A 23,395-nucleotide genomic window follows, 5' to 3' on the forward strand; every position below is an offset into this window, starting at 1 on the left:
AGCAACGCCCTCGCATGAACAAAGCTGCCCCAGAAGCAAAGGTTGCCCGCTCTTGTGCCAGCCTTGCAAGCCAGCCCCCCTTTTCCACATTGTCCCGTCTGTTTTGGTGGGCACGGCTCTGCGCCGTCACGGGTGCAGCCAGTTTGGGCGGCGCCACGGCAGCCTGGGCTGACACCCAACCCGCCGACCCGGCTTTGAGTGTTGATAGCGTAACACCTACAGGGCCAGCCACACCTGACCTGCTTGATGCGCCCTCAACCCCCATTCCCGCAGACAGCGCCTTGGCTGATGAAGACACTGGCCCCAGTTCGCTGGTGCGCCGTAAAGGGGCCATACCAGTGGCCTCATCAGCCAAAAGTGCCGTTAAGTCTGAAGCGGCCGCTTTGCTGAGCAAGCCGCTCATCAACCGCAGCAACGCTTACTACCCCCAGATTTACCAATACATGCCAGGCCTGGACAGTGAGCCAATCGGTGGTGGCACGCTGGCGCGTTACCTGCCGCTCTCGCCATTGCCCAAGCAAACCGGCTGGTTGCCTGACAGTTTTGAGGACTGGATGAACTGGCCAACCATGACGGGTGACTGGGATGGTTACCGCACCAAGCTGGCTGACATGGGCATTGGCATCAGCGGGCGTTGGCTGCAGGATTCGGCGGCCAACGTCACAGGCGGCATGTCGCGCTCTATGCAGTACGCTGACGAGGAAGGCTACAGTGTCGACCTCAACTTGCAGAAGCTGTTCCGCTTGGACAGTGACTGGGGCGTTATCCACTTTGCCGGCGTGGCCAGGCAGGGGCACAGTTTGGCTCAGTCCATGCCGTTGCTCGACAGCCCGATGGAAATCGCGGGCTCAGGCGAATGGCCCCACTTGGTCAAACTCTCCTGGGAAAAGCAGTGGAACCGCTATGTCCGCACAGAGTTCGGCGAGCTGAACGCGGAAGACCAGTTCGAGGCCTCCTCCACCTATTGGGGCGCGAACCTTTACTGCCAATTTGAATCAAACGCCATCTGCGGTATGCCCCAATCCATTGCCATGAACTCGGGCTATGGCTGGTACCCAACCGCCCACCCGGGCGCCTGGGCCAAGTTCTTTCCCACAGGTACAGATGAATGGACCATTCAGGTCGGCGCCTATACGGTGGACAATACCATTGCCGGCAAAGGCCAGGGCTGGCGTCTGTCGCTGCACCAGAAGGCCTGGATGGATGGCCACAATGGCCGTGGTGGCTACAACACGGGCATTTATGAGCCACCAGGCGTCTACAAAAACGTGAACGGTGCCCAGGGCGCCTTTGTGCCAGTCCAGTTCCGCTGGCACAGGGGCGGCGCTGACGACTATAGCGGCCCGCTACAGATGAACGTCACGGTTGGCGCTTACTGGGACAGTTCGTCACACGTGGATACTTACGGCAACCTTGGCATGTTCACTACATTGCCACCAGGAAACGCCCTTCATTACCGCCATGCTGGCCAGCCCGTCAGCTGGAATGGCGCGCCTGGCTATATCACGCCCCACAACATCCGCAACCGCCATGGCGCCTACTTCCAGTGGGATGGCATGCTGCAGCGTGACAAAGACGACCCACGCCGCTCCACGGCCGCCTTCTTCTCCTTCACATGGGGCAACAGGGCCGCAGCGCCAGCGCCTTACTTCATCACGTTTGGCGTGGTGCGCAAAGGCACCTTCGCCAGCCGCCCTGAAGACACCATCTCCATTGGTGGCAAGGTGCTGTGGGTCAGCCCCAAGCTGACCAATGAAGTGGGCGCCATCCAGCGTGCGTGCGCCAAGAACGGCAGCAATGGATTCTGCGCCGCAGCATCGCGCCAGGGTGGGCTGTTCCGCCCAGGTTCTGAAAGTGCTTTTGAAATGAACTATGGCTACCGCCCAGCTTGGTGGGCACTCATCAGGCCTGGTTTCCAGTACATCTGGAGCCCCGGCGGCACGGGGCGCTACAAAAACGCCTTGCTGCTTGACCTGGAAGCCGGCGTTACCTTCTGATGGCGCTGTGAGCGCAGCGCGTCCCCACTGGTTTGGCAGGGCGGCAGTGCTGCCACGACCACGTAGGGAGGATCTGTCTCAATGCCATTGGCACCCCACATCGCCAAAGCCGTTTCCCTTGTCCAAGGGGGGCGGGGCAGCTGGCTGGCTGGGGGTGCCTTGGTAGCTCTTCTGGCAGGACTGACCTTAAAGGAGGCTGGCAGTGCGCAGGCAGCGCCCGCCCAGCCGCTTCCCAGCGACAGCCAAGCTGTGGCTGGCGCGCCCACCAACCCCTCCCCCAAGGTGCCAGCAACCACTGCCACAGAGACGTTGGCCAGCCCAGCGCCTGCTGGGATGGCCCCCACCCCCACTGCGGGCATGACCGACATCAACAGTTGGGTGGCGCGGAACCTGCAAGGCACCTGGTTTCATGACCTGCAGCTGGGCCTGCTGGCGGAGGCTGGCGACATGTTCAATTCAGGCCCCAGCCACGCAGGGGCGCGCAACCACAATGGCCAGAACTTCGGCCAGTTGCTGTCGCCCTATGCCAATGAGCCCATGCTCAACCAGCTTGTGCTGAACCTGTCAAAACCAGTGGATGATGTGGGTGGGGGCTATGGTTTGGGTTTCACCATCCAGGCCTTGTACGGGTCAGACGCGCGCATTTACCAGATTGCTGGCATTGATGACCGCATCATGAACACCCAGAACGCCTTCGCCCTCACCCAGGCCCATTTAGATGTGCACATGCCCTGGCTCTCCAAGGAAGGGCTTGATGGCCAGATGGGCATCCTCATGGCGCCCATGGGGGTGGAGGTTCTGGACCCGACCCAGCGCGCCTTCTACACCTTGGCTAACACAAGCGAATTCTCCGTGCCTTTTGAACATGTGGGGCTGTATTTCCAGCAACACATCAACAGTCATTACCAGATTATGTACGGTCTTGACGCCGGCAACCAGGTTTCATTTGGCCGTGGAAACAACAATGGTCGCCCAGATGGCTATTTTGGCTTCAGCGGCACCCCCTCTGACACCGTGACGTTCACGGGCTTGTTCAGGGTGGGGCCAGAGGACGCTTGGCGCGCTCTGGGGCGCCACCAGGCCCATGACGCCCAGCGCTATTGGTATGACCTCAATGCCTCCTGGAAAGCCAACAGCCAGTGGACATTCACTGGCGAGCTCAACCACGTTTATGATGAGGGGCTGCATGACAACAGCTGGAGCGCCGTTGCTTGGGCTGCTTACCACTTTACCCCCACTGTGACCTTCAACGCCCGTGGCGAGGTCTACCGGGACCAAAACGGCGCCTTGGTGGCGCAGTATCCAGGCAATACGTCCTACATGCGGGCCATTTTGGGGCTGCCCAACAATTCCTACGGCAATGGCGCGACCACTTATGGTGATTTATCGTTCAACATGGTTTGGCGCCCCACCGTCCCCCATGTGGCTATTCTGCAGCTGCGGCCGGAAATCCGTTTTGACAGGGCTTTGAACAACACCAGGCCATTCGCTGACTTTACCCACCGTGACCGCATCCTGGTTGGTGGTGACGTGACGGTGGGGTTCTAAGCGCGGGCTGCAAGTCTGCAATGCGTTTGGTGGGCGCGAAAACCTTTCTGAAACCTGAACAACGGGTTCTCATTAAAAAACACCAGGCGTAAGGTTTGCGCGTTATTTCCTCATTACAGCCTTGTCATCTGGGTTGTTTGTTCAGCGCCTCAAACGCAGGAACCTTTTTCCATGATCATCTCCTCAGCACGTGATTACCGTGAAGCGGCCCGGCGCCGCCTGCCCCGTTTCCTGTTTGATTACATTGATGGCGGCGCAGTTGATGAAGAAACCATGCGTGCCAACCAGAGCGACCTGGAGAAGCTCGCCCTGCGCCAGCGCGTGTTGCGGGGCGTGGGGGAGGTCGACCTCACCACGGAGCTGTTTGGGCGCAAGTACAACCTGCCCATCGGCATGGACCCTGTGGGGATCACAGGCATGTACCGCCGCCGCGGTGAGGTGCAGGCGGCCTTGGCGGCCAAGCAGGTGGGTGTGCCCTATACCCTTTCCACAGTGGGCATCTGCCCTATTGAGGAGGTGATGAAGGCTGTTGGGCGCGAGAACCCCATCTGGTTCCAGCTCTACGTTTTGCGCGACCGCGGCTTCATGAAAAACGTCCTGGAGCGCGCCTGGGCCGCCGGGGTGCGCACGTTGGTCTTCACGGTGGACATGCCCATTCCAGGCTCGCGCTACCGTGACGCGCACTCAGGCATGTCAGGTCCCTGGCGCTGGACGCGCCGCATCAGCCAGGCCGTTGCCCACCCTTGGTGGGCCTTTGATGTCGGCGTTTTCGGCCTGCCCCTCGATTTGGGCAATGTTTCAGCCTATTTCGGCAAGCGCATCAGCCTTGAGGATTACATGGGGTGGCTCAACAAGAACTTTGACCCCTCCATTGCCTGGAAGGACCTGCAGTGGATCAGGGATTCCTGGAAAGGCAACATGATCTTGAAAGGCATCCTGGACCCTGATGACGCGCGCCAGGCCGTGAAGTTCGGCGCTGATGGCATCGTGGTCTCCAACCATGGCGGCCGCCAGCTGGATGGCGCCATCTCCACCGCTAAGGCCCTGCCACCCATCGTGGACGCCGTGAAGGGGCAGACGGCCATCTTGGTGGATTCGGGTATCCGCTCTGGCCTGGATGTTGTGCGCATGCTGGCGCTGGGCGCTGACATGACCATGCTCGGCCGTGCTTATATCTATGCCTTGGCGGCAGGGGGGAAGGCTGGCGTCATCAACCTGCTTTCCATTATGGCGCAGGAGATGCGTGTCGCCATGACATTGACGGGCGCACGCAACCTCAAGGAACTAACCCGTGAAAGCCTTGCCAAGCTTCCCATCTGACTTGGCGGCTCTGTAGCCCCTCCGCATAGGGGCTACAGGGGGAGGCAAGCCAATCCCCCTCAGCCGCGGCCGCGGTAGGGGGGGACATCCTGGTTGGGAATCCAGAGGTCCTCTGGCTTGGGGCCGCTTTGCCAGAACACATCAATCGGCATGCCGCCACGCGGGTACCAGTAACCGCCAATGCGCAACCATTCTGGCTCCAAAAGCTCTGCCAGCTTCACGCCAATGCCCACTGTACAGTCCTCGTGGAAGGCACCATGGTTGCGGAAACTGCCCAGGTAAAGTTTCAAGGACTTGCTCTCCACAATCCACTGGCGCGGCACGTAGTCAATAACCAAGTGGGCGAAGTCAGGTTGGCCCGTTACTGGGCAGAGGGACGTGAATTCTGGCGCGGTAAAGCGCACCATGTAGCGCTTGCCCTGGTGGGGGGCGGGCACGCGTTCCAGCACAGCTTCATCAGGGTGGGCTGGCAGGGCGGCTTTGGCACCGAGCTGCGTCAGGCTTCCGGCCTTGCTTTGGCTGGAATGGGTGGGGGCTGAAGGTTCATGCTGCATCTAAACACCCTGGTTTTCGCGGGTCACATTCACTGGCTTGGGCCCAGACAGGCCACAAGGACTTAAAAAGCCCTTGAAGGTCCCCAAGCGTCAAGCTGCCAGGGACTGGGGTGCAGGGACGTGCCCAAAGACTATTTGCAATCTGCGCTTATAAGGTGCAGTAAGGCGGCCATATTTGTTTTTGTTGAACCGCTGCGTTCGACACACCAACCCTGAACGGGCTTGGTGCCGCGGCAACCGCCCCCTCCACAGGGGGCAGGTTTGGCCGCGTTTTTTGGGATGGCTCATGAAACTACGCAATATCGCCATTATCGCACACGTTGACCATGGCAAAACCACACTTGTTGACCAGCTTCTGAAGCAGTCTGGATCGTTCCGCGAGAACCAGCAGGTCGCTGAGCGCGCTATGGACAGCAACGACCTTGAGCGCGAGCGTGGCATCACCATTCTGGCTAAGTGCACATCCGTGGTCTGGAATGACACGCGCATCAACATTATCGACACCCCAGGCCATGCCGATTTCGGTGGCGAGGTGGAGCGCATCCTGAGCATGGTGGATGGCTGCGTCATCCTGGTGGATGCCGCTGAAGGCGCCCTGCCGCAGACCAAGTTCGTGCTGGGCAAGGCTCTAGCGCGTGGCCTTAAGCCCATTGTCGTGGTTAACAAGATTGACCGTGGCGATGCCCGCCCTGATGAAGTGCACGAGGAAATCTTCGACCTTTTTGCAGCCCTGGGCGCCAATGAGGAGCAGCTGGACTTCCCGATGCTCTACGCTTCTGGCCGTCAGGGCTGGGCTGATGCTGAGCTGGAGGGCGCGCGCAAGGACCTCTCCCCCCTCTTCGAGCTTGTTCTCAAGCATGTGCCTGAGCCAGGGCTGGATGAAAGTAAGCCTTTCGCCATGGTCTCTACCATCCTGGAGAGCGACAACTTCCTGGGCCGCATCCTGACTGGCCGCGTGGAACAAGGCCATTTGAAAGTCAACGCCCCCATCAAGGCCATCCGTCCAGACGGCACGGTGGTGGAGCAGGGCCGCGTCACTAAGCTGCTTTCATTCCGTGGGCTGGAGCGTGTGCCGGTTGAGGAAGCCAAGGCTGGTGACATCGTGGCTATCGCCGGGCTTTCCGAAGCCACCATCCCAGACACGCTCGCTGACCCTGCGGTGGCGGAGCCCCTGCCTTCCACCCCTATTGACCCGCCCACCCTCTCCATGACCTTCCGCATCAATGACAGCCCGCTGGGCGGCCGCGAAGGCAAAAAGGTGACCTCCCGCCAGATTCGTGACCGCCTGATGAAGGAGACGGAGAGCAACGTTGCCATCAAAGTGACTGACAGCGCTGAGAGCGAGGCGTTCGAAGTGGCTGGCCGCGGCGAGCTTCAGCTAGGCGTCTTGATTGAGAACATGCGCCGTGAAGGCTTTGAGCTGACCATTGGGCGCCCGCGTGTGCTGTTCCGCAACAACCCTGAGACTGGCGAACGCGAGGAGCCCTTTGAAGAGGTGCTCATTGATGTTGACGAGCCCTACTCCGGCGTCGTGGTGGAGAAGATGTCCCTCCGCAAAGGCGTGATGCAGGACATGCGCCCCTCCGGCGGCGACAAGGTGCGCTTGACGTTCCTCATCCCCTCACGCGGGTTGATTGGCTATTACGGTGAATTCCTGACCGACACGCGCGGCACGGGCATCATGAACCGCCTGTTCCACGGCTACCTGCCTTATGCCGGCCCGATTGAGGGGCGCCGCAATGGCGCGCTGATTTCTGGCGAGGATGGCCAGACGACCGCTTATGCCCTTGACGCCCTCAAGGACCGTGGCGTGCTGTTCGTTGACGCTGGCGAAACCGTCTACACGGGCATGGTGCTGGGCGAGCACTCCCGCGAGAACGACCTGGACGTTAACCCGGTGCGCGGCAAGAAGCTCACCAACATGCGTGCTTCAGGCAAGGATGACGCTGTGCAGCTGGCCCCGCCGCGCCGCATGTCGCTGGAGCAGGCCATCGCCTACATCGATGATGATGAGCTGGTGGAGGTCACCCCATCTGTCGTGCGTATCCGTAAGCGCTACCTTGACCCCAATGAGCGCAAAAAGCAGGCCCGCAAAAAGCAGGACTGAGCGCTTTGAACGGTGCTCCCCATGCCCAGCTGGGCATGGGGTTGGAAAGGCCCTTCCGGCAGGAGGGGCCTTTTTTATGTCTCAATGTTAGGGGAAAGGTTTGGATGGAAAACTGAAACCAGCCATGCGCCGCCTGGTGCGCGCTTTGGATTGACGCCCCAGCTGGGGTGGAATAAGCTTTTCCTGTTCCGAGGGGCGTCCCACTGTAATGTGGGGCTGAGAGGGCGACACGCCAAACCCTTTGAACCTGATCCGGGTCATGCCGGCGAAGGGAACGGAGTTAACGTGATGCAGGCCACCATGCCGCACACCAAGGCTGGGCAGTTTAAGCTTGGCGCACCAGAAGGTGCGTTGGGGTGCTGTCACGTGCCATCTTCACCAAACGCCACTATTCCTGCAGCCAACCAGCCCCAGCCTGCCCAGCAGGTTGCATGGGCCTTCAGCCGCAGGGCCACACCCCGGGTCTTTTCCATTGACCGCCATGGAGAAGAACCTTGTCCACTAACGACACCTTCCCAGTTTCTGGGCCAGATGGCCTGAAACTGTCTGAAAGCACCACAGGGCCTTTGCCTGGCTCTGCGAAGATTCACCGCTCCGCCCCAGGACGCCCTGACATCAAGGTGCCTTTCAGGCGCATTGAGTTGGGCGGGGGTGAAAAGCCCATCCTGCTTTACGATTCATCAGGCCCGTTCACAGGGCAGGAACCAATTGACCTGGCCCAAGGGCTGCCCCCTGCGCGCAGCTGGCTGGAGGGGCGTGGCCTTGAAGCGCGCCAAGCCCTAGCCCCTCAGGGGCTTGAACACCCAGCGCCACGCACCATCCGCCGCCGCCCTGAGGGGGACGAGGCGCCGTTCACGCAGCTGGAATGCGCGCGCGCTGGCATTGTGACCGATGAAATGGTTTACGCTGCCGCCCGTGAGGAGGTCTCCCCCACCTGGCTGCGCGATGAGATCGCCGCTGGTCGCGCCGTCCTGCCAGCCAACGTGAACCACCCAGAGCTTGAGCCCATGGTCATTGGGCGCAAGTTCCGTACCAAAATCAACGCGAATTTCGGCAATTCCGCCCTCTCAGGTGCAGGCCCTGCCTCCATGGCTGATGAGGTGGAGAAAATGGCCTGGGCCATCCGCTGGGGTTCTGACACCGTCATGGATTTGTCAACAGGGCAGCACATCAGCCCTTTGCGCAGCTGGATCATGCGCAATGCTCCTGTGCCTGTGGGCACTGTGCCACTTTACGAGGCGCTGGAGCGCGCTGATGGCGACCCGCTGAAGCTGAACTGGGAGGATTTCAGGGACGTCCTGATTGAGCAGGCAGAGCAAGGCGTGGATTACTTCACCATTCATGCAGGGTTGCGCCTTGCCCATGTGCCGCTGACGGCGTCGCGCGTGTGCGGCATCGTCAGCCGTGGTGGCGCCATCATGGCGCGCTGGTGCTTGGCTGGGCACAGGGAAAGCTTCCTTTATGAGCATTTCAGGGACATATGCGCTCTGTGCCGCCGCTACGACATTACCTTGTCATTGGGTGACGGGCTGCGCCCAGGAGCCATCGCTGACGCCAATGACGCAGCCCAGTTCGCTGAGCTGGAGACATTGGGTGAACTAACCAAGATCGCCCATGAGATGGGCTGCCAGGTGATGATCGAGGGCCCAGGCCACGTGCCCATGGATAAGATCGCTGACAATGTCAGCAAGAAGGACGCCTTCTGCGGTGACGTGCCGTTTTACACGCTTGGTCCGCTCACCACGGATGTGGCGCCTGGCTATGACCATATCACCTCCGCCATTGGTGCGGCCATGATCGCCTGGCATGGCACGGCCATGCTTTGCTACGTCACCCCCAAGGAACATCTGGGCCTGCCCGACCGTGATGACGTCAAGGAAGGTGTGATCGCCTACAGAATCGCCGCCCACGCTGCCGATTTGGCCAAGGGGCTGCCTGGCGTTCAGGCCCATGATGACGCCATGAGCAGGGCGCGGTTCGCCTTCCGCTGGCATGACCAGTTCAACCTGGCCCTCGACCCAGAGCGGGCCCGTGCGTTCCATGACGGCACATTGCCGAAGGAAGCCCAGAAGTCAGCCCATTTCTGCTCCATGTGCGGGCCTAGGTTCTGCTCCATGAAAATCTCCCAGGATGTACGTGACGAAGCGGCCCGCCAGCAAGGCATGGAAGCGAAAAGCGCTGAATTTGCAGCGCAGGGGGGCAAGCTCTATGTCGCGGCTTGAACACCCCATGCCACAACCTGTGTCACCAACTGCCCTGAAGGGGCCAAGCGTTGCCGTGGTGGGCGCTGGGGTTGGTGGGCTGGTCACGGCCACGGCCCTTCTGGATGCTGGCTGCGCTGTGACGCTTTATGAACGTGACCGGGAAGTGGGGCCTGGCTGCTGCTCCTGGATGTCTGGTGGCATGTTGGCGCCCTGGTGCGAGAAGGCCGACACAGACCCAGAGGTGGTCGCGCGTGGCGTCATGGCGCTTGATTGGTGGGAAGGCCACGTGGACGCTTTTGAGCGCCATGGCTCCCTGGTGCTGTCCTCCAAGCGTGACCGTAGCGAAATCGCCACCTACGCAAGCCGCACCACCGCCCATGAAAGCCTTGATGGTGCTGCTATTACAGCGCTTGAGCCAGATTTGGCCAGGCTTTACCAGGATGGCCTGTTCTACCCACGTGAAGGTCACCTTGACCCGCGTGAGGCCCTTTTGGAACTGGCACAGCGCTTTGAAGCGCGCGGCGGCACGCTGCACACGGGCCGTGACGTCAGGCCAGAAGGGCTGGGGGAGGACGTGGTGGTGGATTGCCGCGGCCTTGGCGCCCGCGACTGCCTGCCGCGCCTGCGCGGTGTACGGGGCGAAATGCTGCGTGTGCGCACAGACGACGTTACCCTCACCAGGCCAGTGCGCCTGCTGCATCTGCGTGAGCCCATCTACATCGTGCCGCGCGCCAAGGGGGAGTTCATGATTGGCGCCTCCTCTGTGGAGACGGACTGGGATGGACCTGTCAGCGTGCGCACCGCCGCCCGCTACCTGGAGGCCTGCGAGCGCCTTCACCCCGCCTTTGGCCAGGCAGAGGTGATTGAGCTGGGCGCTGGCGTGCGCCCAGCCTACCCAGACAACCTGCCAGAAGTGACCAGGGAAGGCAGGGTCATTTACCTCAATGGGCTTTACCGCCATGGCTGGCTGCTTTCGCCCTGGTGCGCTGGCCAGGTCATGGCCCAGATGGAAAACATGGGGGTGCTTCATGGTTGAGCCATCATCACCGGTCATGCCCCAGCGTGCTGAAACGGCGCCTGAAGCTGGAGGGGGCCATTTCATCCTCAATGGGGAGCGGTACGCCTTGCCTTTGGGAAAAGCGCCCCTAAGCCTGGCACAGGTTCTGGAGGCGCTCTCCGTGGAGCCTTACCAGGTTGCGACCGCCCACAATGGGCAGTTCATCCCTCAGGGGGCCCGCAAAGCCCGGATGGTGCGGGCTGGCGACAGGGTGGAGGTCATCGCCCCCATGCAGGGGGGCTGAACCATGACACTGCATGTTTATGGCCAGCCGTGCCAAAGCCGCCTTTTCCTGGGGACGGCACGCTACCCCTCACCAGCTTCGCTTGGCCAAGCCGTGGAGGAGGCCAAGCCAGGTTTCATCACTGTTTCGCTGCGACGTGAAGCCATTGGCATGGGCAGGAAGGCTAAAAGCCCCCACGCCTATCAAGGCAGCCACGGCTTCCAAGGGTTGTTGAAGGCCATGGGCGTTCCCGTTCTGCCCAACACGGCAGGGTGCCTCAGCGTGTCGGAGGCCATGACGACAGCCCATATGGGGCGAGAGCTTTTCCAAACCCCTTTGGTGAAGCTTGAGGTTATCCGGGATGAAACCACCCTTCAGCCGGACCTGCCTGGTTTGATGGAGGCAGCGCGCTTGCTGTGCGCTGAAGGCTTTCACGTGCTGCCCTACTGCACCACTGACTTGAGCGTGGCGGACAAGCTGATGCAGGCTGGATGCACTATCCTGATGCCAGGTGCCTCCCCCATCGGGGCTGGGCAGGGCATTCATGATCCCGCTGCCATGAAGCGTCTGCGCGCCTGCTTTCCTGAAACCATTCTAGTGGCTGATGCTGGCCTGCGGGTGCCTTCGCAAGCGGCTGCGTTGATGGAGTGGGGCTATGACGCCATTTTGGTCAACACCGCCGTGGCACGCGCTGAAAACCCGCCCTTGATGGCGCGCGCCTTCGCCAAGGCTGTGAAGGCTGGCCGCATGGCGTTTAAAGCGGGACCAACCTTGGAGCGTGAGGAGGCCGTACCCTCTACCCCCATGGCGGGGCGCGCTTTCACGGATGACACACAGCCATGGCGGGAGAGTGCCCATGCGCCTGCCTGACGTATTCTACCCTGTGGCGGGCACAGCCCGTGAAGTGGCGCTGGCGGCGGCCTCTGGGGCGCGTTTTATTCAGCTGCGCTTTAAAGGCCCTGCGATTGAAAGGCCCCAACAAGTGCGTGAAAGCCTGGACTGTTGCCGTGCGACTGGTGCTGTGTGCGTGGTCAATGACCATTGGCATGTGGCCCTTGAAGCGGGCGCAGAGTGGGTGCATCTGGGCCAGGAGGATTTGGATGGCCTGCCCAAAGGCGCCCTGGAAGCCATGAAGACGGCTGGGGTGAAGCTAGGCATTTCCACCCATGATAGGACCGAGCTACGCCGTGCCTTGGCTCTGGGTGGTGAGGTCCAGCTTGGCTATGTGGCTTTGGGGCCGGTATTCGCCACAACGCTCAAGGTCATGCGGTGGCATCCGCAGGGTTTGTCACGCCTTGGGCGGTGGCGCAGGCGCCTTGGCAATGTTCCCTTAGTGGCCATTGGTGGGCTGACGCCCGGACGCGCCGTGGCGTGTCTTGAGGCAGGCGCCGACAGTTGCGCCGCCGTCAGCGCCTTGTTCCGCCAGCCAGACCCCGCTGCCGCCTTGGCGGCATGGCGCCGATCCTTGTCAATGCAGGCGCACTCACCATGAGGGCCCGGCCATGAACGCCCTGTGGGAAGCGCGCTACGAAACCCAGATGCGCCTGCCCCAGCTGGGCCCTGCAGGCCAGGCCAAGCTTGCGCGAAGCCATGTTCTGGTGGTGGGGGCTGGGGCATTGGGGTGCGCTGTTCTGCCTTGGTTGGTGGGGGCTGGCGTTGGCACTGTGCGCCTGGTCGATGGTGACCGTGTGGAACCAGGCAACCTTCACAGGCAAACGCTTTACACTGAATGTGACGTTGGCGCAGCCAAAGCTAAAGTGGCGGCCAACCACCTGGCAGCGCGCAATGGTACTGTAAACATCATAGCCGAAGCGGCCATGGCCACTCCCCACACCATGCGCCCTTGGGTGGGGGAAGCTGATGTCGTTCTAGATTGTGCCGACAATGCCGCCACCAGCTTTTTGCTTGACGATGCCTGCGCAGCTTTGGGCAGGCCTTTCATCAGTGCTGGGGTGGAGGGGGTGGATGGCCATGTAGGCGCTTTCCAGGCTGGGGTGACGCCCCTTCTGCGTGATGTGTTCCCAGCCATGGGGGAGGGGGGCTGCGAGCAGGCCGGCCTTTTGGGGCCTGTCGCAGGCTTGATGGGCGCGCTCCAAGCGCAAATGGCCATGGCTGTACTTCTGGGCATGGCGCCTTCGCCTCTTGGCACGGTGCTGTGCTGGCATGGCGCGCGTTGGGCCATGGAACGCATGACGTTAGGTGGCCCTGTGGTGGGCAATCAACCCCCATGCCCCGTGGTCACGCTGGCTGACCTCAAGCCTGACGATGTAGTGTGGGACATCAGGCCTGCCATGGCCTGGCCCGCTGTCCCTGGTGCCGTGCGCGCTTTGCCTGGTGGACTGCCCCCCCAAAAACGTGTGGTGATCCTCTGCCAGCAGGGCGCGCGCGCCAGCCTGGAAGCCGCAGCCCTGCGCAAGGCAGGCCATGCCAACCTAGCTCTTTGCGCTACTGTGCTGGAGGGCGCACCATGAGGGTGCCTACCGTCATGGCTGTGGCAGGCACAGATCCAACAGGTGGTGCAGGCTTGGCTGCCGACATCAAGACCATCCATGCGCTGGGCGGTTACGCCTTGCCTGTCGTCAGCGCCGTTGTGGCACAAAATGGCTGGGACATGCTGGGTTGCGTGGTCACGGAACCAGCCTTGCTGCTGGCCCAGATGGAGGCAGTGGCGAAGGTCATGGCCGTGGACATGGTGAAGATCGGCCTTCTGGGCAGTGCCGCCGCCATGCGCGCCATGGCCTCATGGTTGCAGGCCACTGGCCGCCCAGCCGTCCTTGACCCTGTGATGGCTGCCAGCGCTGGGCACATTTTTGCTGGTGATGAACAGCAGGCGGTGCTGCGTGGGCCGTTGGCGGCGGCTGTCACGCTCATCACCCCCAACCTGGCTGAGGCGGGGCGTTTGCTGAACACTGCCCAGGCCACGTCACTGGCGGGGATGGTGGCGCAGGCCCAGGCCTTGGCGCGTGTAACGCCCTGGGTTTTGCTCAAGGGGGGGCATTTCCCTGAACAAGGCGTCCCCCACCTGGAGACGCCTGATGTCCTGGCAGGGCCAGGGGGGGTGGTGCAGCTTTACAGGGGGGCACGCATCAACACCCCCCATGGGCGTGGTACAGGCTGCACGCTTTCAAGCGCGGTGGCGCTGTACTGCGCCCAGGGTTGCCCCATGCCAGTGGCCGTGGCCAAGGCCCGCCACCATGTGCGCGCTTCCCTCAGGCGGGCCGCTGACCTGGGGCTGGTGGCTGAACGCGGCCCCCTTCAGCCTTTCGCATGAAGGGGTCAGCAAGCCGTTTCCAAGCCCCCGTTCAGGCGCCTGGACGGCTGCTGCGGTTGCTTGAATGTTCAAAGCGCAGTGCTTCGTCAGGGCGCGCCACAGCGTAAGCGGCATGGGTGGCCATGGCCGCTTCAGAGAAGCCCTGCAGGATAAGCTTCATTTTGCCTGGATAATGCGCCACGTCACCAATGGCGTAAATGCCAGGCGTGGTGGTTTCCATGGTGGCGGGGTTCACGGGGACGGAGGAGCGTTCCGTGTTGAAGCCCCACAGCGCAATGGGCCCCAGGTCAGTGGAAAGGCCGTAAAAGGGCAGCAGGTGGTCTGCGTCAAGCAGGCGTGCCTCCCCTTTGAGGGTTTTGACCTCCACTTGCCGCAGATGCCCCTCTTCCCCCTGGAGAGCGCTGAGCTGGTAGGGGACAACCTTTTCAATCTTGCCTTCGCTGATGCGTTTCTCAATGCGGGCAAGGGTGTCTGGCGCGCCACGGAAGCGGTCGCGCCTGTGCAGCAGGTAGACATGCTTGGCGATCTCTGAAAGCGACAGCGCCCAATCCAGCGCTGAATCGCCCCCCCCAGCCACGACAATGGTTTTGTCGGCGAAGTCAGCCCGTTTTTTGACGAAGTACTGAACGGCACCTGTGCTTTCGTAAGCTTCCAATCCCTCCAAGGGAGGGCGGTTGGGGCCAAAGGCGCCAGCGCCAGCGGCCACGATGATGGCCTTGGCCGCTATGCTGTCGCCGCGTTCATTGGTCAGGGTGAAAGCGCCAGCCTTGCCGGCAACGTCGCTGATGCGGCTGCCCAGCAGCATGGCTGGATTGAAGGGGGACACTTGCTCCAGCAGGGCCTCAATCAAGCCGCCACCCGTGATGGAGGGACGGGAGGGAATGTCGTAGATGGGCTTTTCAGGGTAAAGGGCAACACATTGCCCACCAGGCACCTCAAGCACGTCAGCCAGCGCACAGGAAAGCCCCAGCATGCCGCACTGGAAAGCTGCGAAAAGCCCCACAGGGCCAGCGCCCACAATGGCCACGTCTGCTTCAAGCTTACGGGGGCTGCCCTGGGGGGCATTCTGGGTGTGTTCGCTCACGTTTGTTCTCCGCTGGGCTTGGCAAAGCTGAAGTGAAGGGGCCGGCTGGCATTGGTGCCACACGCGCTGGCAGCCAGGGCCTGGTCTCTGGCAACGCGCTGGCAGACAAGGCTTTACCCCTTATTACCACTCACCCCGTGGGGGGGGAATGGTGCAGCCTGGTTAAAGGGTGGCCGTGGCTGCCCTCAAAACCACGTGCCGCCACAGGCCACACATGTTAGAGAAGGGGCGACATGCCCTACAGTCTCGACTTGAACAGCCCTGAACAAACCGCCCGCTTGGCACGTTTGTGCGCCACCCTTTGCAGGCCAGGCGATTGCATCGCCCTTGAAGGCCCCATGGGGGCAGGCAAAACCGTTTTCGCCCGTGCGTTCCTGCGTGCCCTTTGTGGTGATGAGGGCCTGGACGTGCCCAGCCCCACTTTCGCATTCGTCCAGCCTTATGATTCCCCCCAAGGACCTGTCCACCACTACGACCTGTGGCGCCTTGGCGATCCAGAGGGTTTGTGGGAACTGGGCTGGGATGAGGCGCTTGACGGCATCACACTGGTTGAATGGCCAGACAAGGCAGGTGACGCCTTGCCTGAAGGGGCGTTGGCAGTGCGGCTGGCAGTTCTGGAAAATGAGGGACGCAGAGCAACCTTGGAAGGCTGGACGCGCAGCCGCTGTGGCCAGCTTTGGAATTTGTGGCAGCAAGCCATCCCTACCCCCCAGCAGGGTGAACGGCCATGACGGTTGCCCCCCAAGCGGCCACCACAGGGGGCGTGCGGCTGGCTACCGGGTGCCTGGCCGCCAACATCCCTGCTGACGTCCTGTTCCTGGACGAAGTGGCGCGGCGTTGGTGCGCAGCGTGTGGCCAAGGCACAGGGGGGCTTTCATCAGGTACCATCCTGGTGCCCAGCAAACGCACGGCCATGGGGCTGCAGCAAGCGTTCCTACGCGTTTTGAAAGGGCAGTGCGCGCTTCTGCCAGCTATTATCCCCCTGGGCATGTTGGACAGGGAACCAGCTTTGGCGGCCATGCTTGACCATGACCTGCCGCCTGCCGTGACGGAAGAACAGCGCCTAGCTGTGCTGTCTTCGCTCATCATGGCGTCACGTTCTTTCCACATGACGGCGGAGCAAGCTGGCGAACCACCATCGCTTGAGCGCGTTTGGCCGTTGGCGCGTTCCTTGGCAGAGCTGATGGATGAAGCGGAGCGCGAAGGGGTGGATTTGCGCAAAGCGCTTCCCAAGGCGGTTGAGGGAGACCTGGCAGCCCATTGGCAGCAGACGCTCTCTTTTCTAGGGATCATCACAGAGGCCTGGCCAGCGTGGCTGGCGGAAGGGGGGCTTGGCAAAGTCCCCATGATGAACCCTGTGGCGCGGCGCATGGTCCTTCTGGAAGCGCAGGCAGCCTGCTGGCAGGCCAATCCGCCAGCGGAGCCCTTGTGGGCGGTGGGCTTTACGGACGCTACAACGGGGCTGGTGAAGCTGCTTGCGGCCATTATGGCGGCTCCACAGGGGCTGGTGGTTATGCAGGGGGTGGATGATGAACTTCCCCCCCCTTTGTGGAAGTCTTTGGCGCCAACCCACCCCCAGGCCACCTTGCGCAAGCTTCTGGGCAAGCTGGGGCTGCGCCGTGGTGACCTGGAGACATGGCGGCCCCCCGCCCCGGCCCAACAGGGGGCCCAGAAACGCCCTGAGGGGGCGCGCCGGGCACTGTGGCGCCATGTTATGACGCCAGAGCAAGGGCTTGACGCCTGGCGCCAAAGTCAGCCTTCAGAGCTGCTCCAAGCTGGCCTTGAAGGACTGGAGACCCTCTCAGCCCCTACCACCCAGCAGGAGGCGCGCGCTATAGCGCTAGCGCTGCGCGATGCTGTCCAGGTGGAAGGGCGACATGCCGCCCTCATCACCCCTGACCGCGATTTGGCTGGGCGCGTCACGGCGGAGCTCAAGCGCTTTGGCGTCAGGCCACGCAACAGTTCTGGCGAGCCGTTGCTGGAAACCCCAGGCGCTGTGTTCCTGCGTTTGGTGGCGCGCACTTGGGAAAGCGACTTTGCCCCCGTCACCTTGCTGGCCTTGCTCAAACACCCTTTCACGGCACTTGGTTTCAGGCGTGCTGAAGCGCGCGCCCTGGCGCGCCAGCTGGAGCGGGCGGTTTTGCGCGGGCCTGCACCTGATGGCCTGAAAGGCATCGCTCAGGCCCTTGGCCAGCGCCACAACCAAAAACAGGAGCGCCACAGGGCTGGCGCCATGACGGCTGAAGCCTTTGGTGAGGAGCTTCTCCAGAACAAGCGCCTGCAAGCTTATGTCAGCGCCCTCACAGCGGCTTTTCAGCCGTTGTTGACGTTGCCTGCGTTGCCAGGGCCTGTCAGCGTGCTTGGTGCGTTGGCACGCGTGGCAGACGCCATGGCCAGGCTGCCTGAGGACCAGCTGGACGCCCCTCCCGCCCAAAGCGCCCAGGCAAGTGAGCGGCGCCTGCTTTGGGTGGGGGAGGACGGCCAGCGCCTTTCAGATGTCCTAGCGCAGCATATGGAGGCCTTTGAGGGGGCTGTTGGGCTGCCCCCCCTTGTTGTTGGCGGGCTTGAGCCGTTCTTGGTCACCATGCTGGCCCCTGTGAGCGTCACAGGTCAGCGTGGCTACCAGGAACCAGGTGTGGTGGAATGCCCCCGCATAGAGATCCTGGGCCTTCTGGAAGCCAGTACGCTTTCTTTCGACACCGTGGTGCTGGGCGGCCTGAATGAAGGGGTGTGGCCGCCAGCGGCCGAAAGCGGCCCATGGCTTAGCAGGCCCATGCGCGCGCGTGCTGGACTGCCCCTGCCTGAGGAACGCATTGGCACAGCTGCGCGCTATTTTATCAATGCTGTGCTGGGCAACAGCCAACCCCGCTTAGAGGGTAGGGCGGGAAAGGTTATTTTAGCGCGTGCGGCTCGTCATGGTGGCACCCCTTGCCGCCCAGCCCGCTGGTGGGCACGACTTGAGGCCTTCATGAATGGCCAAAGCCACCGTCTGCAGGCGCCTGCTGTTCATGTTGGCGCCCAGGGGGACACACCATTCCAAATACCGCTGGTGCCCGCAGCAACGGCCCTGGCATGGGAAAGCAGGCTGGACGTGCCGCGCAACAGCCCTGGGCCCGTCAAGCCGCCTGCGCCCTGCCCACCTGTAGCGCTGCGCCCGCGCCAACTCAGCGTGACGGAAATCGACACCCTCAATTGCGACCCCTACGCCATTTACGCCCGCCATATCCTGAAGTTGAGGGCACTGCCACCTTTGGCACAGGATGCGGACCAGGCTGATTATGGCACCTTGGTTCACGCAGCCTTGGACAATGCTTTCAGAGCTGCCCCTGATGGGGCGCCCAGCGCCTCCTTGCTGCGGCACCATTTTATGGAGGAGCTGGCGCGGGGCGCTTTCAGGCCATCACTGCGGCTGTGGTGGAAGCCACGTTTGCTACGCATCGCTGATTGGGTGGCTGAGCAGGAGGCTGCGCGCCTTGCGCGCCTGCAGCCGGGGCACGACCCAGCCCATGTTTGGACGGAACTGACAGGCCAGTGGGAAACAACCTTGCCGGCTGGACGGTTTGTGCTGAAAGGCCGGGCTGACCGCATTGACGTCATGGTGGGCGTTGATAGGGTGCCCCATTGCTGGATCTATGATTACAAAACGGGCACGCCACCGAGCGGTGCCGCAGTCAAGGCGGGCTGGGCCTCCCAAACCGTTCTGGAAGCGGCCATGGTGGAAGCGGGGGCTTACCAGCTGGGTGAGGTGGCCACACCCCTCGTGGAGGGCATAGTGTACTGGCACTTGCGGGGCACGACCAAAGATCCTGGCGCCATCAAAATAATTGCTGGTTCACAGCCAGGGCTTTGGGGTGAAAACGGCTCCGGCCCTAAAAAAACTGATGAACTCAAACAGTTGGTTGACGGCGCCCTCGACAAGGTCCGCACCTTGATGGCACTTTATGAACGCCCTGGCTTCGCTTACCGTTCGCAGCCTTATTCCAATCACGTGCCCCGTTACACGGATTATGCCCTTCTGGCCCGCGTGCCAGAATGGCGCAGCGGCAGTGGTCTGGGGGGGAAAGTCTGGAAATGACGCAATCCTCCCAATCCCCTGACCTTTTCAATCAAAATGCGGTTGCCAGCACGGCTTTACCAGCGCCTGACCACGCGCGTGAGGCCACTTTGGCGCAGAAACGGGCTTCAGACCCGCGCCATTCTGCTTTCGTTTCAGCCTCTGCTGGTTCTGGCAAAACCAAATTATTGGTCGACCGCCTTTTGCGCCTCATGCTGCCGCTGGAATTGCCTGACAATGAAGGGCGGCTGCGTTTGGCGCCAGGTTCAGACCCTGCCAGCATCCTTTGCTTGACCTACACCCGCGCAGCCGCCGCTGAAATGGCCGAACGCCTTCAAAAACGCCTGGGCGCCTGGGTCACGATGGATGATGACGCCCTGGGCATGGAACTCAACGCCCTGGAGGTCCCCAACACCCCCTCCACCAGGGCCCAAGCACGCAGCCTGTTCCTGCGGGTGCTTGACCTGCCTGGCGGGATGCAGATTGAGACCATCCACAGCTTCTGCCAATCACTCCTCAAGCGTTTTCCACTTGAAGCGGCCATGGACCCGCATTTCACCTTGACGGAGCCGGCGGAGGTCGCTGATTACCTGCACCAGGCTTTTGACGAGGTGGCGGGGCGGGGCTTGAAAAGTGGCCGTGAGCTCGCAACCGCCTTCACTTTGAACCAATTGGAGGAGCTGATTGCCCAGCTGAGCGAGCGTTCAGGGCGCCTGGAAGCCTTGATGCGCTTGTGGCAAACGCCAGAAGGCCGCGCTCAACTGCGCGCAGACCTTAAAAAGGCCCTTAGCTGGCAAGGCAGCGCTGAGGACATTGCGCGTAAAATCTGCACCCCCCCTGGGGAGGTCGCCATGGTCACCCAGCTTCGGGAACTACTGGCTGTAGCGAGCGCTGCCCAGAAGCCTAAAATAACCGCTTTGCTGGACTGGTTCAGCCTGGCGCCAGAAAAGCGTGCAGCTGAAGGCGTGCAGGGGTTTTTCCTGAAGCCAGAAAACGGCACCCCTTATAAAATGGCGCGCATTGTCGGCAAAAAGGGCCGCGAAGTGGTGCCGGAATTACTGCCATTGCTGGAGGGGGAGGCGGAACGCCAGGCCTCATTGAAAGTTGGTTTGGAAGTGGCCCAGCTGCTGCCCTTGGAGGAAGCGTTCCTTGAATTCGCCATGCCCGTTCTAGCGCGTTTTGGCAAACGCAAAAGCCTGGCAGGCGAAATTGACTACAATGATATCATCCTGCGCACCCGCGCTTTGCTGGAAGACCCCGGCGCGCGCTGGGTGACCTACAAACTTGATGGCGGCCTAGAGCATTTGCTGCTTGATGAGGTCCAGGACACCTCAGGCATTCAATGGGAAATCGCCGCTGCCTTAACGGAGGAGTTCTTCAGTGGCGTGGGGGCCGATGAAAGCCGGCGCGACAGCAGGCGCCCGCGCACGGTTTTCGCTGTAGGTGACTTCAAGCAATCTATTTACAGTTTCCAGGGTGCTGAACCTGAAGCGTTTAAGACATGGCGCCAGCATTTTGAAAACAGCGTACGCCAGGCTGGGCAGACCATGGCTACGCCAGCTTTGAATGTCTCTTTCCGTTCAGCTCCCCCCATTCTGGCGTTGGTTGACAGCGTGTTCGCTGAAGAGGGGGCGGCTGTTGGCGTGCGCATAACCCAGGAGAAGCTGGAACACCGCGCTGCACGGTCAGCAAAGCCAGGCATGGTGCAATTGTGGCCTGTCATGGGCAGCGAACCGGAAGGGTCGGAAGAGCCAGTACCCTTCAGGCCAACGGGGCGCAACCACGAGTTTCAGTCGGCAGAGCAACGCCTGGCCGCCGCACTAGCTGAATGGTTGGCAGCGCATCTGGCAGGCCACGGCGCAGCGCCCCTTGTGCCCGGAACGCCACCTTTGGAACCACGTGACGTCATGATCCTGGTGCGCAAAAAAAGTGATTTCCTCTGGGCGTTGGAGCGTGAGCTCAAAAGGCGTGGCATCGCTGTGGCCAGCCATATACGTAGCTTCCTGACAGACAACCTGGCTGTGCTTGACTTGATGAACCTGTGCGCATCCCTGCTGCTCCCTGATGATGACCTGACCCTTGCCGCTGTGCTGACGTCCCCATTCGGGGGGCTTTCAGACCGTTCCCTCATGGACTTGGCTACTGAAAACGGCAGAAGATCCATTCTGGGGCCAGGGCAGCCTCCTTTGTGGGATGTTCTGCGCAGGCGCCATGGGGAGCGGGCGGAATGGACCCAGGCTTGGAATGATCTTTCCGAACTGCAGAGCCGTGTGGACTACCTCACCCCTTATGAGCTTCTGACCTACGCGCTGGGGCCGCTTGAAGGGCGCAAGCGCATTAGGGGTCGTTTAGGCCCTGAATCCATGGAGGCCCTGGAGGAGCTTTTGCAGGCGGCTGCCACCTACGCTGCCAGCCATGCCCCAGCCTTGCAGGATTTCCTGCGCTGGCTGGAGGAAAGCCGCATTGAGGTCAAGCGTGAGGCTGACAGCGGGGAGAATGCCGTCAAACTCATGACGGTTCATGGCTCCAAAGGGCTGCAATCGCGTTTGGTGATCCTGCCTGAAATGTTGAGCACCCGCAAACCCACAACCAACCTGCTGTGGTCAGGCGCCCACGGTACGGGCACGCAGCAGCCTTATGACATCCCCTTGGCGGTACCAGGCCATGTCAGCAACGTACCAGCGCTTGAGGAACTGCGCTCTGAACGCGCTCAGCGCGAAGGGGAGGAGAACAACCGCCTGCTTTATGTGGGCCTGACCAGGGCTGAGGAAATGCTGCTGGTGTGCGCTTGCCAGAACAGCCCCAAGCCAGTCCCCAGCCCTGAGAGCTGGTATGCGAAGTGCCGTGCAGGATTTGAAAGCCTAAAAGCCGCCACGCAGGCGACTGAAAGCGCCATGGCAGGCCAGGCCAGCCCCAATCAGGGCCACCATCAGGTTTTTGAGGTCATAGCACAGCCTTGGCCAGCTGGGCCTACGCCCGATGACGTACCTCATACCACGGACCTGGAGCCTGAGGACACCGCCAGCCACGTGCCTGAAATCATCACGTTGCGCACCAAGGCAGCGCCTAGTAGCGCCCGCACCCTTCAAGAGGAAAAGGGTTCTGGCCTTTCACTTTCTGGTTTACCCAGCCCTGTGCCTGCTAGGGATGGGGGGCAGCATCCCCTTTTGAAAGCCCCCTCATGGCTCACGATGGTTGGTGCTGCAGCAGCGCCACCGCGTGCCCCTGAAGTTGCCCATCCCTTCAGGCCATCACGTGTGTTGTCAGCTGAGGGGGACGTTTACCCTCAGGCCCTCTCCCCTGTAGAGGCGTTGGCGTTGAAAGGCCAAACGCCCCGCATGAAGGCCTTGGTGCGCGGAACGCGCTTGCATGAATTGCTGCAGTTTCTGCCTGAACTGCCAGAAGTGGAGCGCCCCAATAGGGGTATGCGCTGGCTGGCTGCACAGGGTTTGGAGGGTGCGCAAGCCTCCTCTTTGCTTGAAGAGGCCTTGAAGGTCATGGCCTTGCCTGTACTCAAACCCCTTTTCAGTGCAGGCGCGCGCAGTGAACAAGCGCTTTCAGGCACGCTTCAGGCACCCCCTGCCGCAGGCGGGGGTAACGGGCACAGGTCCCAGGACGGCATGGTGGTCATGGGGCGTGTTGACCGTTTCACAGTGGCCGGGGATGAAGTGTTGCTGTGCGATTACAAAACAGGCCGCATTCCCCCCGAAGGGCAGACCCCTGCCGCCTATTTGGTGCAGATGGCCAGCTACAAGGCTTTGCTAAGGCAAATCTACCCCCAGCACAGAGTTCGGTGCGTTCTTGTGTGGACAGCGGGGCCGCGTGTGGACGTGCTTGATGAAAAAGCCATGAATGAAGCCCTGCACCATGAGTGGCTTTTGCGCCAACATGCTGAAGTGGGTGGAGGGGAAGGCAGTAATCCCTTAAAACAGATGCAGTTGCCAGATTGACTGGCTGCAGCTTTGCTTGCCTATTC

The 23,395-nt window shown here is 61.6% G+C and carries 16 protein-coding genes and 1 riboswitch; of the genes, 14 read left to right on the forward strand and 2 right to left on the reverse strand.

What is annotated here, in order from left to right:
* Positions 1-14: 14 nt before the first annotated feature.
* From E3E12_RS05285 to lldD, 3 genes are all read left to right on the forward strand, one after another.
* Entirely contained in the window at positions 15-1,997 is a 1,983-nt protein-coding gene (locus E3E12_RS05285; RefSeq protein WP_141443389.1) for a carbohydrate porin, read from the forward strand.
* Positions 1,998-2,078: 81 nt separating this feature from the next.
* A complete protein-coding gene (locus tag E3E12_RS05290; RefSeq protein ID WP_240810444.1) occupies positions 2,079-3,545 on the forward strand; it encodes an outer membrane beta-barrel protein in 1,467 nt (488 codons plus the stop codon).
* Between the two features lie 171 nt (positions 3,546-3,716).
* Entirely contained in the window at positions 3,717-4,865 is a 1,149-nt protein-coding gene (gene lldD / locus E3E12_RS05295) for an FMN-dependent L-lactate dehydrogenase LldD (RefSeq protein WP_141443390.1), read from the forward strand.
* A 59-nt stretch (positions 4,866-4,924) separates the two neighbouring features.
* Here the strand turns inward: lldD and queF are convergent, their stop codons facing one another.
* A complete protein-coding gene (gene queF, locus E3E12_RS05300; protein WP_141443391.1) occupies positions 4,925-5,419 on the reverse strand; it encodes a preQ(1) synthase in 495 nt (164 codons plus the stop codon).
* Positions 5,420-5,705: 286 nt separating this feature from the next.
* Here queF and typA point away from each other — a divergent pair, with 286 nt between their 5' ends.
* From typA to thiD, 8 genes are all read left to right on the forward strand, one after another.
* Positions 5,706-7,526 (forward strand): translational GTPase TypA, encoded by a 1,821-nt coding sequence (gene typA / locus E3E12_RS05305; RefSeq protein ID WP_141443392.1) that lies wholly within the window; start codon positions 5,706-5,708, stop codon positions 7,524-7,526.
* Between the two features lie 181 nt (positions 7,527-7,707).
* Positions 7,708-7,818: riboswitch (TPP riboswitch) on the forward strand.
* A 202-nt stretch (positions 7,819-8,020) separates the two neighbouring features.
* The gene (thiC, locus tag E3E12_RS05310) at positions 8,021-9,748 is read left to right on the forward strand and encodes a phosphomethylpyrimidine synthase ThiC (RefSeq protein WP_168194397.1); all 1,728 of its coding nucleotides are present in this window, start codon (positions 8,021-8,023) and stop codon (positions 9,746-9,748) included.
* Positions 9,749-9,755: 7 nt separating this feature from the next.
* A complete protein-coding gene (locus E3E12_RS05315; RefSeq protein ID WP_141443393.1) occupies positions 9,756-10,766 on the forward strand; it encodes an FAD-dependent oxidoreductase in 1,011 nt (336 codons plus the stop codon).
* Positions 10,759-11,031, forward strand: a complete 273-nt coding sequence (thiS, locus tag E3E12_RS05320; protein ID WP_206338638.1) for a sulfur carrier protein ThiS — start codon at positions 10,759-10,761, stop codon at positions 11,029-11,031. The genes E3E12_RS05315 and thiS overlap by 8 nt, the downstream gene beginning before the upstream one ends.
* Before the next feature lie 3 nt (positions 11,032-11,034).
* The gene (locus E3E12_RS05325) at positions 11,035-11,880 is read left to right on the forward strand and encodes a beta/alpha barrel domain-containing protein (protein WP_141443394.1); all 846 of its coding nucleotides are present in this window, start codon (positions 11,035-11,037) and stop codon (positions 11,878-11,880) included.
* The gene (locus tag E3E12_RS05330) at positions 11,867-12,502 is read left to right on the forward strand and encodes a thiamine phosphate synthase (RefSeq protein WP_141443395.1); all 636 of its coding nucleotides are present in this window, start codon (positions 11,867-11,869) and stop codon (positions 12,500-12,502) included. The genes E3E12_RS05325 and E3E12_RS05330 overlap by 14 nt, the downstream gene beginning before the upstream one ends.
* A 10-nt stretch (positions 12,503-12,512) precedes the next feature.
* On the forward strand, positions 12,513-13,481 hold the full coding sequence (locus tag E3E12_RS05335; protein WP_141443396.1) for a HesA/MoeB/ThiF family protein: 969 nt from the start codon (positions 12,513-12,515) through the stop codon (positions 13,479-13,481).
* Positions 13,478-14,281, forward strand: coding sequence for a bifunctional hydroxymethylpyrimidine kinase/phosphomethylpyrimidine kinase (thiD, locus tag E3E12_RS05340; protein WP_141443397.1), 804 nt, complete (start codon positions 13,478-13,480; stop codon positions 14,279-14,281). The genes E3E12_RS05335 and thiD overlap by 4 nt, the downstream gene beginning before the upstream one ends.
* A 31-nt stretch (positions 14,282-14,312) precedes the next feature.
* Here thiD and E3E12_RS05345 read toward each other — a convergent pair whose 3' ends face one another.
* Complete coding sequence (locus E3E12_RS05345; RefSeq protein WP_141443398.1) at positions 14,313-15,365, reverse strand: NAD(P)/FAD-dependent oxidoreductase; 1,053 nt, start codon at positions 15,363-15,365, stop codon at positions 14,313-14,315.
* A gap of 233 nt (positions 15,366-15,598) precedes the next feature.
* On the opposite strand from E3E12_RS05345, the gene tsaE reads away from it, so the two are divergent.
* The 3 genes from tsaE to E3E12_RS05360 are packed head-to-tail and all read left to right on the forward strand — an operon-like array spanning position 15,599 to position 23,369.
* A complete protein-coding gene (gene tsaE, locus E3E12_RS05350; RefSeq protein ID WP_141443399.1) occupies positions 15,599-16,096 on the forward strand; it encodes a tRNA (adenosine(37)-N6)-threonylcarbamoyltransferase complex ATPase subunit type 1 TsaE in 498 nt (165 codons plus the stop codon).
* A complete protein-coding gene (gene addB / locus E3E12_RS05355) occupies positions 16,093-19,440 on the forward strand; it encodes a double-strand break repair protein AddB (protein WP_141443400.1) in 3,348 nt (1,115 codons plus the stop codon). Before tsaE ends, addB begins: the two co-directional genes overlap by 4 nt.
* Positions 19,437-23,369 (forward strand): UvrD-helicase domain-containing protein, encoded by a 3,933-nt coding sequence (locus E3E12_RS05360; RefSeq protein ID WP_168194398.1) that lies wholly within the window; start codon positions 19,437-19,439, stop codon positions 23,367-23,369. The genes addB and E3E12_RS05360 overlap by 4 nt, the downstream gene beginning before the upstream one ends.
* The last annotated feature ends 26 nt before the right edge of the window (positions 23,370-23,395 follow it).

Source organism: Formicincola oecophyllae, assembly GCF_006542395.2.
Classification (GTDB): Bacteria; Pseudomonadota; Alphaproteobacteria; order Acetobacterales; family Acetobacteraceae; genus Formicincola; species Formicincola oecophyllae.

Bases quoted from the DNA above. Each gene is read 5' to 3' on its own strand.
- E3E12_RS05335 (WP_141443396.1), top strand. From the start codon at position 12,513: ATGAACGCCCTGTGGGAAGCGCGCTACGAAACCCAGATGCGCCTGCCC.
- E3E12_RS05325 (WP_141443394.1), top strand. From the start codon at position 11,035: ATGACACTGCATGTTTATGGCCAGCCGTGCCAAAGCCGCCTTTTCCTG.
- E3E12_RS05285 (WP_141443389.1), top strand. From the start codon at position 15: ATGAACAAAGCTGCCCCAGAAGCAAAGGTTGCCCGCTCTTGTGCCAGC.
- addB (WP_141443400.1), top strand. From the start codon at position 16,093: ATGACGGTTGCCCCCCAAGCGGCCACCACAGGGGGCGTGCGGCTGGCT.
- typA (WP_141443392.1), top strand. From the start codon at position 5,706: ATGAAACTACGCAATATCGCCATTATCGCACACGTTGACCATGGCAAA.
- thiS (WP_206338638.1), top strand. From the start codon at position 10,759: ATGGTTGAGCCATCATCACCGGTCATGCCCCAGCGTGCTGAAACGGCG.
- E3E12_RS05360 (WP_168194398.1), top strand. From the start codon at position 19,437: ATGACGCAATCCTCCCAATCCCCTGACCTTTTCAATCAAAATGCGGTT.
- lldD (WP_141443390.1), top strand. From the start codon at position 3,717: ATGATCATCTCCTCAGCACGTGATTACCGTGAAGCGGCCCGGCGCCGC.
- E3E12_RS05315 (WP_141443393.1), top strand. From the start codon at position 9,756: ATGCCACAACCTGTGTCACCAACTGCCCTGAAGGGGCCAAGCGTTGCC.
- queF (WP_141443391.1), bottom strand. From the start codon at position 5,419: ATGCAGCATGAACCTTCAGCCCCCACCCATTCCAGCCAAAGCAAGGCC.
- E3E12_RS05290 (WP_240810444.1), top strand. From the start codon at position 2,079: ATGCCATTGGCACCCCACATCGCCAAAGCCGTTTCCCTTGTCCAAGGG.
- thiD (WP_141443397.1), top strand. From the start codon at position 13,478: ATGAGGGTGCCTACCGTCATGGCTGTGGCAGGCACAGATCCAACAGGT.
- tsaE (WP_141443399.1), top strand. From the start codon at position 15,599: ATGCCCTACAGTCTCGACTTGAACAGCCCTGAACAAACCGCCCGCTTG.
- E3E12_RS05330 (WP_141443395.1), top strand. From the start codon at position 11,867: ATGCGCCTGCCTGACGTATTCTACCCTGTGGCGGGCACAGCCCGTGAA.